The 12,103-nt window shown below is 63.7% G+C and carries 10 protein-coding genes and 1 riboswitch; of the genes, 4 read left to right on the top strand and 6 right to left on the bottom strand.

The features are described from left to right. Window positions 1-197 precede the first annotated feature (197 nt). Together IVB01_RS09805 and IVB01_RS09810 are read left to right on the top strand one after the other, a co-directional pair. Window positions 198-1,472, top strand: coding sequence for a PQQ-dependent sugar dehydrogenase (locus IVB01_RS09805; RefSeq protein WP_247279981.1), 1,275 nt, complete (start codon window positions 198-200; stop codon window positions 1,470-1,472). A 201-nt stretch (window positions 1,473-1,673) separates the two neighbouring features. Beyond that, on the top strand, window positions 1,674-2,267 hold the full coding sequence (locus IVB01_RS09810) for a c-type cytochrome (RefSeq protein WP_247279982.1): 594 nt from the start codon (window positions 1,674-1,676) through the stop codon (window positions 2,265-2,267). Between the two features lie 165 nt (window positions 2,268-2,432). Here IVB01_RS09810 and panE read toward each other — a convergent pair whose 3' ends face one another. From panE to IVB01_RS09830, 4 genes are all read right to left on the bottom strand, one after another. Then, window positions 2,433-3,356 carry a 2-dehydropantoate 2-reductase gene (panE, locus tag IVB01_RS09815; protein WP_247279983.1) on the bottom strand — a complete coding sequence of 308 codons (924 nt, stop codon included), beginning with the start codon at window positions 3,354-3,356 and terminating at the stop codon, window positions 2,433-2,435. A gap of 110 nt (window positions 3,357-3,466) precedes the next feature. Then, a complete protein-coding gene (locus IVB01_RS09820; protein ID WP_247279984.1) occupies window positions 3,467-4,075 on the bottom strand; it encodes a 2-hydroxychromene-2-carboxylate isomerase in 609 nt (202 codons plus the stop codon). 93 nt (window positions 4,076-4,168) lie between these two features. Beyond that, window positions 4,169-5,518: an MATE family efflux transporter gene (locus IVB01_RS09825; RefSeq protein ID WP_247279985.1), complete on the bottom strand. Its 1,350-nt coding sequence runs from the start codon at window positions 5,516-5,518 to the stop codon at window positions 4,169-4,171. An 82-nt stretch (window positions 5,519-5,600) separates the two neighbouring features. Beyond that, on the bottom strand, window positions 5,601-6,182 hold the full coding sequence (locus IVB01_RS09830; RefSeq protein ID WP_247279986.1) for a DUF2239 family protein: 582 nt from the start codon (window positions 6,180-6,182) through the stop codon (window positions 5,601-5,603). 158 nt (window positions 6,183-6,340) lie between these two features. Between IVB01_RS09830 and IVB01_RS09835 the strand changes: the two genes are divergently transcribed. Next, window positions 6,341-7,006, top strand: a complete 666-nt coding sequence (locus tag IVB01_RS09835) for a glutathione S-transferase (protein WP_247279987.1) — start codon at window positions 6,341-6,343, stop codon at window positions 7,004-7,006. 23 nt (window positions 7,007-7,029) lie between these two features. Here IVB01_RS09835 and ggt read toward each other — a convergent pair whose 3' ends face one another. After that, window positions 7,030-8,781: a gamma-glutamyltransferase gene (gene ggt / locus IVB01_RS09840; protein ID WP_247279988.1), complete on the bottom strand. Its 1,752-nt coding sequence runs from the start codon at window positions 8,779-8,781 to the stop codon at window positions 7,030-7,032. A 101-nt stretch (window positions 8,782-8,882) separates the two neighbouring features. Between ggt and IVB01_RS09845 the strand changes: the two genes are divergently transcribed. Continuing rightward, entirely contained in the window at window positions 8,883-10,268 is a 1,386-nt protein-coding gene (locus tag IVB01_RS09845; protein ID WP_247279989.1) for an MFS transporter, read from the top strand. Between the two features lie 127 nt (window positions 10,269-10,395). On the opposite strand, the gene purH is transcribed toward IVB01_RS09845, so the two are convergent. Beyond that, a complete protein-coding gene (gene purH / locus IVB01_RS09850; protein ID WP_247279990.1) occupies window positions 10,396-11,988 on the bottom strand; it encodes a bifunctional phosphoribosylaminoimidazolecarboxamide formyltransferase/IMP cyclohydrolase in 1,593 nt (530 codons plus the stop codon). Window positions 11,989-12,012: 24 nt separating this feature from the next. Next, a riboswitch (ZMP/ZTP riboswitch) is annotated at window positions 12,013-12,094 on the bottom strand. Between the last annotated feature and the right edge of the window lie 9 nt (window positions 12,095-12,103).

The following is a 12,103-nucleotide window of genomic DNA, read 5'->3' on the forward strand; positions in this document are numbered from 1 at the left end:
ATCGCGCCGTTCGCCCCTCATTGACATTCCGTCTCAATTTTTCCGGAGTGCAACCGCAGTGCATGCGATGCCCTTCTCAGCGCTCGCAGATGTGCTAGCTTTTTGCGTCTGCCTCCCGGCAGACTCCAAACTTCGCCTCTCGACTAGCAAAATAAAATAAATTGCAGCCCTGACGGCTGCCTTTGGGGAGTGACGCGATGACATCGATGTTCCATCGATCCGTGTTGGCGCTTGCAGCCGTTGCCCTTCTCGCAGGGTCTAGCGCTGGCAATGCGCAACAGCAGGACAAGAACCGGGCGCTGAAGAAATACGAATCCGGTACCAAGGAGTTCTGGACCCATCCGCCGGATGACTGGTTCCTCGGCGACGAGACCGAGGCGCAGAAGGGCCTTGCGCCGCCATCGGGTCCGCCGACCGGCGCTTCCGACACCGAGCTCGCTAACATCGTCAAGAAGATCAAGCTGCCGCCGGGCTTCAAGATCGAGGTCTATGCTTCCGGCGTGCTGGCCGCGCGGCAGATGGCCTGGGGCGACAAGGGCACGCTGTTCGTCGGCTCGTTCGGCCTCGGCAACGTCTATGCCATCAAGGACAACAACGGAAAGAAGGAGGTCAAGACCGTCCTCAAGGGCCTGAACATGCCCACCGGTCTTGCCTTCAAGGACGGCGCGCTCTACGTCATCGCCGTCGACAAGCTGATCCGCTATGACGACGCCGAAGCCAAGCTCGACAATCTCGGCGAGGGCAAGGTCGTCTATGACGACATGCCGTCCTATGCCGCGCATGGCTGGAAATATATCGCGGTCGACAAGGATGGCTGGTTCTTCCTGCCGTTCGGGCCGCCCTTCAATGTCGGCATCCCGCCGACCAGCGTCTCGCAGATCCGGCGCGTCGATCCCAAGACCGGCAATGCCGAGATCTGGGCGCTCGGCGTCCGCAACTCGGTCGGCGGGGACGTCGATCCGCGAACCGGCAAATACTGGTTCACCGAGAACGCGCGCGACTGGATCAGCGATGATCTGCCCTCAGACAAGCTGAACATGATCAACAGGATCGGTGAGCATTTCGGTTATCCCTATTGCCACCAGGGTAATTTGCCTGATGACAAGTTCGCGATGGGTCATAAATGCTCCGAGTTCACGCCGCCGGTGCTGAATCTCGGCGCGCATGTCGCTCCGCTCGGCATGAAATTCTATACCGGCGACCAATTCCCCGCCGAGTACAAGAACAATATCCTGATCGCCGAGCACGGCTCCTGGAATAGGCACAAGTACCAGGGCGCACGCATCGTGCGCGTGATCGTCGGGCCTGACGGCAAGAATCCCAAGCAGGAAATCTTCGCCTCCGGCTGGCTCGAGGGCGATCAGGGCTATCTCGGCCGTCCCAACGACATCCTTCTTGCCAAGGACGGCTCGATCCTTGTGGCCGACGACTGGGCCGGCGCGATCTATCGCATCAGCTACAGCAAGAAATAGCGCGCGGACGATAAGAGGCTGCGGTGGTCGCGAGGTGCCGCAGCCTCGTTTGCTTTCAACTTCGATGCCGTTCCCGATTGCGCGCCACTTGCGCGCAAGTCCGGAAACCATATCCACGAACGGGGGCTATGGATTCCGGCTCCCGCCAAGCGGCGCGCCCCGCCCCCCAATGACGAACTCGACAGATCGGAAGTGCTAATCATGCGCCGCCAGTTTTTTCCGTATGTCATCGGCGCGCTTTCGCTCGCAGTGCTTGCATTCGTCTCGGCCCAGGCCGCCGATAATGCCGCGATCAAGGAGAAGACGGCTGCCTGCGCCGGCTGCCACGGCGAGAACGGCATTTCGCAGACCGAGAACGTCCCCTCGCTCGCCGGCCAACCCGATCAATTCCTGCAATGGCAGCTGGTGTTCTTCCGCGCCGGCTCGCGCAAGAACGATCAGATGCAGCCGATCGTCGAAGAGATCACCAACGAAGACATTCGCAATTTCGGCGCCTATTTTTCGCAGCTGGCGCCGCCGAAGGCACCGGAAGACGAGGACCCGGACTTGTCGAAGAAAGGCGCCCAGGTCGCAGCCGGCCGCCGCTGCGCCTCATGCCATACGGACACCTATGCCGGCACCAAGGCCGTGGCGCGGCTCGCGGGCCAACGCGAGGAATATCTCGTGAAGGCGCTGCACGACTACAAGTCCGGGCAGCGCGTCGGCGGCGGCGTCGCCGCGATGGCCGATGTCGCCTATCACATGAGCGAGGAAGAGATTACAGCAGTCGCGCACTACCTGGCGCATTTGCAGTAGCGCAAGGCTGTTGCCCCAAACTCCACCGTCGTCCCGACGACGGGACCGATAACCACAGGATGTGGTTTGGCGAAGACAGGTCGTTTTTCGAGCATCGCGCGGTACTGATAGCGTCGCTTCCGATAGGTCACGCAGTATGGGTCTCGGCCTTCGCCGGGGCGGCCGCTACCTCGCCCTCTGCTTCTCATACGCCTTCAGATGCGTATATGCGATGCGCAGCTTCGGCACGGGAACCTTCGCCGCATCTCCGCGTGCGATGAGATCGCCGATAACGTGATCGGCTTCGACCGGCAGGCCGGCCTTGATGTCGCGGAACATGGATGCCGTCATCGGCGAGTCCTCGGTGGTCAGATTGCCCTTCACGCGCTCGAAGAACGGTCCGGCCGGCGGATAGCCCGACGCAGCGGCAATCGCGCTGGTCTCGTCCAGCATGCCAAGCAGAAAATCCCTGCCGCCGGGGGCAGCGAGAATATTGCCGACGGAGCTGCGCATCAGGCTGGTGGACGCTGCGAGCGTGGAGAGGAACACCCACTTCTCCCACATGTCCTGCAGGATGTTCTGGCTGGCGGTGGCGCCATTGATACCGCTCCTGAAGGCCTCGTCGATCGCCTTGACGCGGTCCGACAGCTTGCCGTCGCGCTCGCCGTAATTGATCGATTGCATCGGCTGGAGCTGCACCACCTCCCGCTGCTCGTTGAGGGTCGCGGCGATGGCGCAGAGGCCGCCGAGCACGCGCTCCTTACCGAACTTGTCGTCGAGGACGTCGAGATGCTTCATGCCGTTGAGCATGGGGATGATCGCGGTGTTCGACCCGACGGCGGCCGCGAACGACTTGATGGCGTCGTCGAGGTCGAACGCCTTGCAGCTCAGCAGCACGACGTCGAATTTTTCCGCGAGCTTGTCCGCTTGCACTGTCGGCGGGGCCTTCAGCGTCACATCGCCATTCGGACTCTTGATGACGAGGCCGGCGCTCGCGAGCTCGCCGGCGCGGCGCGGCCGCACCAGGAAGGTGACGTCGCGGCCGGCCTGCAACAGCCTGCCACCAAAATAGCCGCCGATGGCGCCGGCGCCGACCACGAGGATACGCATGGGATACTCCATTGTTGCTCTTGGTGGCTACTTATAATCGTCATTGCGAGCGAAGCGAAGCAATCCAGAATGTTGCCGCGATCACATTCTGTCGCTGGAGAATGAAGGTACTACGTCCCCAGCACCATCTCCTCGACCTCACGCAGCTGCTCCTTACCGAAGAACATCTCATTGCCGACGAAGAAGGTCGGCGAGCCGAACGCGCCGCGCGCCACCGCTTCCTCGGTATTCTTGATCAGTCTGCCTTTCACCTCGGGTTCCTGCGCGCGGGCGAATAACTTTTGCGCATCGAGGCCGGATGACGCCAGCGCCTTCGTCGCGACCTCAGGGTCGTCCATCTTCTTCGGCTCGCGCCACATGTGGTGGAAGGCGGCTTCGACATAGGTCTCGAACACGCCCTCGAGCTGCGCTGCGATCGCCGCGCGCATCAAATTCAACGTGTTGACGGGGAAGAACGGATTCATGATGTAGGGCTGGACTTTGAAGCGCTTGATGAAGCGCTCGGTCTCGACCGCCTGAAACTCGCGCTTGTTCTTGATGCCGGCGAGCGTCTCGGCCGGCGACTTGTTGTTGGTCGCCTTGAAGATGCCGCCGAGCAGGATCGGCACATATTCGAACTTGACGCCGATGCGTTGCTCGATTGCCGGGATCGCCAGATGGCTGAGATAGGCGTTCGGGCTGCCGAAATCGAACAGGAATTGCGGGGCTGTGCGGGTCAATTCGATCTCCCTGGCGGCGCTTTTCATCCATTGTGGCGCAGGCCGCGCGACAGGTCCATCGTTTAATGACGGTCATAATGCCTTGATGTCCCGTCAGAGCAGACGCCGGATCGTCTGCTTGCGCCACACCAGGAGGTAACAGCCCATCTGCAAAACGAACATGGCGCAGAACACGATCGGATAGGCGGCCCATACGCCCTCGAGGCCGATCGTGCGGCTTAGGATCATTGCAGCCGGCAGCTCGATCGCGACGATCGCGAAGATCGAGAGCAGCATCGGCGTCAAGGCGATGCCGGCGGCGCGCAGGGCGCCCGAAAACACCGTGGCGAGGCCAAACGGAACCGAGCTCCACAGGGCGATGTAGAGGAGAGTCTTCGCCAGATCGAGCACGGCGCCGTCGGTGATGAAGATGCCGAGCACGGCGCGCGGTACCAGATAGATCAGCGCCACCAGCCCGCCGGTCAGAACGACATTGAACGCGAGGCCGGTGCGCACGATGCCCTCGAGCCGCACCCTGTCGCCGCCGCCGATCGCTTGCGCACCGAGGATCGAGACCGCGATCGAAATCGACATTGCCGTGAACTGCGTGTAACCCATCACCTGATTGACGGCGCCGTACGCGGCCGTGGCGTTTGAGCCGAAGCCGTTGACGAGCCCAAGCAGCACCAGCTCGGCAATCGCCATCACCACCATGCCAATTGCGCTCGGCAGTCCGATGCCGAGGATTTTTCCGAGCACGGCGCCGTTGAGCCGCAGATGACGCAGCAGTGCAGCGTCCGGTGCCAATGCATGCTTTCTCCGGAGCAGATGGACGGCGAGCACGATCAGCGTCAGCGCGTTGGCAATTGCGGCTGCCCATGCCGGACTGGTGATGCCCGCTGCCGGCAAGCCGAACGCGCCGCGGATCAGCAGCGGCGTCAGGGCGAGGCCGATCGCGGTCGATAGCGCCAGCGCGAGGAGCGGCGTCAACGTATCACCGACGCCGCGGATCATCGCTGTCATCAGTAGGAAGATGAAGCCGAGCGGCATCGTCAGCAGCATGATGCGGGCATAGGCGCTGGCCTGGTCGAGGATGTCAGCGGGCGTTGCGAGCATGACCATCAGTGGCCGGCTGAAGATCCCGCCAGCGAGTGCAACCGTTGCCGAGAGCGAGAGGCCGATCGCGAGCGTCGTGCCGACGACGAGCTTGATCCTGCCGTGCTCCCCCGCGCCAAAGGCTTGGCCGATCAAGACGGTGGCGCCGGTGCTCAGGCCGATGACGAAGGCGAACAGGAAGAACATCACCGGGAAGAATGCCGAGACTGCGGCGAGCGCGTCGATGCCGATCATCTGGCCGAGATAGACGTTGCTGACGGTGCCAAACAGCGATTGCAGCGCGTTGCTTGCCATCAGAGGTGCGAGGAAGCGAAGAAACGTCGTCCAGAGAGGCGCGGATGCGGACATGAATTTGCCTTTCATCGAGGCGTGCGAAGCCGTTGCCGCGCGATGCGCGGCTCGGCCGTTGATAGGGTGAATGCTGCGCGGTTTAAGCCCGGTCGCTGTAGGCGAGCTTGACGATGTGGTCGCGGATGTCAGTCGGCCAGTCGGCGATCAGCCCGGTGAAGCGCCGTCGTTCATCCGCGAACAGCGCGCGCGAGGCTTCCTCGAACTGCGGCAGATTGCCCGCCATGGTCGACATGAAGTGATAGGCCGCATCGCGCGCCTGCCGCTCGCGGTCCTTGTCGCCGCTGGCGCGTCTGGCCTCGTCGACGAGCTTGCGCAGCGCGACCGAGGCGCCGCCGGGTTGCGCGTTGAGCCACTCCCAGTGGCGCGGCAGTAACGTCACCTCGCGCGCGACCACACCAAGCTTCGGCCGGCCGCGGCCGCGCGGCTCGCTCAGTGGTTCGGTGATTTCGGTCGGCGGCGGCATGATCTCGGCCAGCCGCGCCAGCACCTCGTGATCCTCGCCGCGCAGGTCGAAATCGATCGACCGGCCAGTCCCATCGTCGAAAATGATGATCGGCTGGTCCGGATTCGATCCGGCCCGCTTGACTGCGAGGGCGACATCGCCGGCCGCTCCCGAGGCCAGCCGGCGCTGGCCCATGAAGGCTGTGAAGGTGGCTTGCATTGGAATCATTGCCAGATTGACTGTGTTGGCGATTTAATACCCGGGTAAATTTAAGGCGTCAATATACCCGGGTGAAAATAGGCGCACCGATGGCTCGACATTGTGTTCCCGGGCTGGCACCAACGGCGCGACGACCAAGCCAAGCTGGGGACCACGCGATGCTGACCGTTCACCACCTCAACAATTCCCGCTCGCAGCGCGTGCTGTGGCTGCTCGAGGAATTGGGCGTGCCCTACGAGATCGTGCGCTATCAGCGCCAGCCGGACATGCGCGCGCCGAAGGAGCTGCGCGCCATCCATCCGCTTGGCAAATCGCCGGTCATTACAGACAACGGCAACACCATCGCCGAGTCGGGCGCGATCATCGAGTATCTCATCGCTACCTATGGCAACGGCCAACTGATCCCGCCGCCGAACACGCCGGAACGGCTGCGCTTCACCTATTGGCTGCATTATGCGGAAGGGTCGGCGATGCAGCCGCTGCTGCTCAAGCTGCTGTTCACGCTGATGCCGAAGCGCGCGCCGGCGTTGCTGCGCCCCTTGGTGCGCAAGGTTTCGAATCAGGCGCTCACCGCGCTGGTCAATCCGCAGCTCAAGCAGCACATGGACTTTTGGGAAAGCGAGCTCGGCAAGAGCGAGTGGTTCGCCGGCAACGAGTTCACCGCAGCCGACATCCAGATGAGCTTTCCGCTGGAAGCAGCGCAAGCGCGCGGCGGGCTGGAGCAGGGCCATCCCAAGGCGATGGCGTTCCTGGAGCGCATCCACGCGCGGCCGGCGTATAACCGCGCGCTCGAAAAGGGCGGGCCTTATCAGGTCGGGCGCTAAATCATCTCGGCGCAGTGACAGGGTTACTGTCCCGCAGCTTCCGCCCCACGCGTGCGCGGATCGGGCGCGCCGAGCGGCCCATTCGGCGTCACCAGAATCGAATTGGCCGATGTCTGTCCCATCGGCTCCACGACGAAGTGGCCTATCGCCTTCAGCTCCAGCAGAACATCGGCAGGAAAGCCGCTCTCGACGCGCACCTCGTCCGGCAGCCATTGGTGATGCAGCCGCGGTACGGAGACGGCGGCAGCCACATCCATCTTGTAGTCGAGGACGTTCACGATCACCTGGAGCACGGTCGAGATGATGCGGCTGCCACCAGGCGAGCCCGTCACCAGCACCGGCTTGCCGTCTTTGAGCACGATGGTCGGTGACATCGACGACAGCGGGCGTTTTCCAGGCCCTGGCAGATTGGCCTCGAAGCCGACGAGGCCGTAGGCATTCGAGGCGCCGACCGCCGCGGTGAAGTCGTCGAGCTCGTTATTGAGCAGCACGCCGCTGCCGTCGGCAACGAGGCCGACGCCATAGCTGAAGTTCAATGTGTAGGTGTTGCTGACGGCATTGCCGCGGCCGTCGACGACGGAGAAATGCGTGGTGTTGCTGCCCTCGCGCGGCGAGATAGCAGCAGAAACGAGCTCTTTCGAAGGCGTGGCGCGCTCGGCGGAGATGCCCGCGCGCAGCTTGGCAGCGTAGTCCTTCGCGGTCAGCGTCTCGATCGGTGCGTTGACGAAGGCGGGATCGCCGAGATAGCGCGCGCGGTCCGCATAGGCGCGCTTCATAGCTTCGATCAGGAGATGCAGCGATGCCGGCGATCCCTGCTTCAGATCGGCGAGCTGGAAGCCTTCGAGAATGTTGAGCGTTTCCACCAGCACCACGCCGCCGGACGAGGGCAGCGGCATCGATACGATGTCGTAGCCGCGATAGGTGCCGCGCACCGGCGCGCGGATCACCGCCTGATAGGACTTCAGATCGGCAGGCGTCATGATGCCGCCGGCGTCAGCCACGGCCTTGGCGAGTTTCTCGGCAACTGGCCCCTCATAGAAGCCGCGTGGCCCCTGTGCGGCCACGGCCGATAGCGTTTCGGCGAGATCGCCCTGCGCCAGCCTGTCGCCTTCGCCAAGTGGCGTGCCGTCGGGGCGCGAGAAGATCTTGGCCGAGGAAGGCCAGCGCGCCAGCCGCCGGTGCCAGGCCGGCAGCGTATCGGCCATGTCGTCGCTGACGGCAAAGCCATCGCGAGCGAGCGCGATCGCCGGCTCGAGCAATTGCGCCAGCGTGAACTGACCGGAGCCATATTTCTCCAATGCGAGCGCGAGACCTGCAACGGTGCCGGGCACGCCGACGCCAAGCGCGGAATCCCGTGACCTCGTCGGGTCAGGCTTGCCATCGGGCCCCAGGAAAACTTGCGGCGTGGTCGCAGCTGGCGCGGTCTCGCGATAGTCGATAGTGATGTCTTCGTTGCGATCGGCGGAATGGATCACCATGAAGCCGCCGCCGCCGATATTTCCTGCGCGCGGATAGGTCACGGCCATCGCAAAGCCGGTGGCGACCGCGGCATCGACGGCATTGCCGCCACGGCGCAGGATGTCGGCGCCGACCTGCGCAGATATCTTCTCCTGCGCCACCACCATGCCGTGTTCGGCAGCAACGGCGCGCACCATATCGCGCGCGGGCGGGACATAGCCCCGCCGCGCGTCCTGGGCCGTCACAGCGACAAGACCGAACGCCAGCGTGGCTATGACGGCGAAAAATGTCCGCCGTGTCGAATATGACAACATCATCAAAATTCCCGTCGCGCCTTCCGGCCAGTTCACACGCGTCACGGCAATGCTATACGGTTTGCCCCGAGACAGGCAAAACTGTTCGTGATGGGGACTGCGTGATGACAACGATCGCCCAGGATGTGCGCATGGCCGGCGTGCCGCGGACCTATCCGCGGCGCGCCGCCGTCGTCAGCTGGATCTTCTTCGATTGGGCCGCGCAGCCTTATTTCACACTGATTACGACCTTCGTGTTCGCGCCCTATTTCGCGACCGGCATCGCGCCAAATCCCGCCATCGGTCAATCGCTGTGGGGCTTTGCGATGGCGGCCGCGGGCCTTGCGATCGCATTGCTGTCGCCGGTGCTCGGAGCCATCGCGGATGCTTCGGGCCGCAGGAAACCATGGATCGCAGGTTTCGGCGCGGTGCTGGTGTTGGCGTCCTGCACGCTGTGGATCGGCAAGCCCGGCGATGACGCCATCATTCCGCCGCTGCTCACCGCCGTCGCGCTCGCCAGCGTCGGCGCGGAATTCGCTACCCTCTTCAACAACGCGATGATGCCGACTCTGGTGCCGCCGGAGCGGATCGGGCGGCTGTCCGGCACCGGCTGGGCGACAGGATACATTGGCGGCATTGTCAGCCTGATCATCGTGCTCGGCCTGCTCGCCGCCAATCCCGAGACCGGCCGCACGCTGCTCGGCTTGATGCCGCTATTCGGGCTCGACCCCATCACGCATCAGGGCGACCGTGCTGCCGGGCCGTTGACCGGGCTGTGGTTCATCATCTTCGTGATGCCGATGTTCCTGTTCACGCCGGATTATCCGGCAAAGCGCCCGGTGCGCGAGGCACTGCGCGAAGGACTGTCTGAGCTGAAGCAATCGATCAAAGGTCTGCCGAAGCAGAAGTCGCTCGCGGCGTTCCTGCTCGCCAACATGATCTACACCGACGGTCTGGTGTCGCTGTTCGCCTTCGGCGGCATTTATGCCGCCGGCACCTTCGGCTGGCACACGATCCAGATCGGCACGTTCGGCATCATGCTCGCGATCGCGGGTGCCCTCGGTGCGTGGCTTGGCGGCAAGCTCGACGATCGTCTCGGGCCGAAGCGCGTGATCGCCGGCAGCCTGCTGATTCTCCTGCTGTCGGTGGCGGCGATCCTGCTGGTCGACAAGGACAGTGTGTTGTTCGTCAAGGTCGCGCCGCCGCAGCCGGGTGCGGCCCTGTTCTCGAGCGCGGCGGAGCGTGCCTATCTGGTGCTGGGGTGCCTGATCGGCGCCGCCGGCGGCCCGTTGCAAGCCGCTTCGCGCACGCTGCTGATCCGTCTGGCGCCGAAGGACCGCATCGCACAGTATTTCGGCCTGTTCGCATTGACCGGGAAGGTGACGTCTTTCATCGGTCCGCTGTTGATCGGCATGATCACCGCTGCGACGGCGAGCCAGAAAGCCGGCATGGCCGTGCTGGTGGTGTTCTTCGTCGCGGGATTGGGGCTGTTGATGCGGGTGCGGGATTAGCCGCACCACGCAATTCCATCTCCGCCGTCATTGCGAGGAGCGAAGCGACGAAGCAACCCAGACTCTCTCCGCGCAGACTGGATTGCTTCGCTTCGCTCGCAATGACGACGTGGTTACCGCCAATCAATCAATGCCTGAAGTGCCGCGTCCCCGTGAAGACCATCGCGATGCCGTGCTCGTCGGCGGCCTTGATCACCTCGTCGTCGCGCATCGAGCCGCCGGGTTGCACCACGGCGGTGGCGCCGGCTTCGATGCAGGCGAGCATGCCGTCAGCAAACGGGAAGAACGCATCCGACGCCACCACCGAGCCCTTGGTGAGCGGCTCGGCAAGCTTCAGCTCACTCGCCGCGTCCTGGGCCTTGCGCGCTGCGATCCGCGCTGAATCCACCCGGCTCATCTGGCCCGCGCCGATGCCGACGGTGGCGAGGTCCTTGGCATAGATGATGGTGTTGGATTTCACGTGTTTTGCCACACGGAATGCGAATTTCAGATCGCGCATCTCGGCATCATCAGGCGCACGCTTGGTCACGACGTTGAACGTCATGTCGTCGACCACGGCATTGTCTCGGCTCTGCACCAGCAGGCCGCCCGCCACCGTCTTGGCGGTCAGGCCCGGCGCGCGTGGATCGGGTAGGCTGCCGGCCAGCAGCAGGCGCAGATTCTTGCGTGCGCCGATGATGGAGATCGCCTCCTCGCTGGCATCGGGCGCGATGATCACCTCAGTGAAGATCTTCGTGATCTCGCGCGCGGTGTCGGCGTCGAGCGGACGGTTCATCGCGATGATGCCGCCGAAGGCGGAGGTGGAATCGCACGCGAGCGCCTTGCGATAGGCGTCGACGAGGTTCAAGCCCTCCGCGACGCCGCAGGGATTGGCGTGCTTGACGATGACGCAGGCCGCGGTACGTTTGGCATCGAACTCGCCGATGCATTCATAGGCCGCATCGGTGTCGTTGATATTATTGTAGGAGAGTTCCTTGCCCTGGAGCTGCCGCGCGGTCGAGACGCCCGGGCGCTTGTCGGGGGTTGCGTAGAACGCAGCGGTCTGGTGCGGGTTCTCACCATAGCGCAGCGACTGGATCAGCCTGCCGCCGAAGGCGCGGAAGTCCGGCGCGTCGATTTCGAGCTGCCGGTTGAACCAGTTCGAGATCGCGGCGTCATAGGCGGCGGTGCGGGCATAGGCCTTTGCCGCAAGACGCCGACGCAGCTTCAGCGTGGTTGCGCCGTTGTTGGCGGCGAGCTCGTCGAGCACGGCCTTGTAGTCCTCTGCCTCGACCAGGACGGCGACGTCGTCATGGTTCTTCGCGGCGGCGCGGATCATGGCGGGGCCGCCGATGTCGATGTTCTCGATGCAATCCTCGAAACCGGCGCCTTTGTCGACGGTCGCTTCAAACGGATAGAGGTTGACGACGAGGAGGTCGATCGGGGCGATGCCGTGGGTCTTCATCGCGTCGGCATGGTCCTTGTTGTCGCGGATCGCGAGCAGGCCGCCATGCACCTTCGGATGCAGCGTCTTGACGCGACCGTCCATCATCTCGGGGAAGCCGGTCAGCTCGGAGACGTCCTTCACCTTGAGGCCGGCTGCGGCGATCGCCTTGGCGGTGCCGCCGGTCGAGACCAGTTCGACATCGTGCGCGGCAAGCGCCTTTGCGAACTCGATCAGGCCTGTCTTGTCGGAAACGGAGAGCAGGGCGCGGGTGACGCGACGGAGATGGTCAGTCATGAGCAAGATCCTCTGTTCAGGGAGTGTCTATGCCCAGGCGCGCGGCGGATATGTATCGCGCTTCCCGATGGTGCTCCATCCAAGGTCGCCAGTCGCGCGAACGAGCGCTCGATAG

Origin of the sequence: Bradyrhizobium sp. 164, from assembly GCF_023073715.1 — a bacterium.
GTDB lineage: Bacteria > Pseudomonadota > Alphaproteobacteria > Rhizobiales > Xanthobacteraceae > Bradyrhizobium.

Excerpts from the sequence above, each read along its gene's own strand:
- IVB01_RS09805 (WP_247279981.1), top strand. The coding sequence starts at position 198 with ATGACATCGATGTTCCATCGATCCGTGTTGGCGCTTGCAGCCGTTGCC.
- IVB01_RS09845 (WP_247279989.1), top strand. The coding sequence starts at position 8,883 with ATGACAACGATCGCCCAGGATGTGCGCATGGCCGGCGTGCCGCGGACC.
- IVB01_RS09810 (WP_247279982.1), top strand. The coding sequence starts at position 1,674 with ATGCGCCGCCAGTTTTTTCCGTATGTCATCGGCGCGCTTTCGCTCGCA.
- panE (WP_247279983.1), bottom strand. The coding sequence starts at position 3,356 with ATGCGTATCCTCGTGGTCGGCGCCGGCGCCATCGGCGGCTATTTTGGT.
- IVB01_RS09835 (WP_247279987.1), top strand. The coding sequence starts at position 6,341 with ATGCTGACCGTTCACCACCTCAACAATTCCCGCTCGCAGCGCGTGCTG.
- IVB01_RS09830 (WP_247279986.1), bottom strand. The coding sequence starts at position 6,182 with ATGCAAGCCACCTTCACAGCCTTCATGGGCCAGCGCCGGCTGGCCTCG.
- IVB01_RS09825 (WP_247279985.1), bottom strand. The coding sequence starts at position 5,518 with ATGTCCGCATCCGCGCCTCTCTGGACGACGTTTCTTCGCTTCCTCGCA.
- purH (WP_247279990.1), bottom strand. The coding sequence starts at position 11,988 with ATGACTGACCATCTCCGTCGCGTCACCCGCGCCCTGCTCTCCGTTTCC.
- ggt (WP_247279988.1), bottom strand. The coding sequence starts at position 8,781 with ATGATGTTGTCATATTCGACACGGCGGACATTTTTCGCCGTCATAGCC.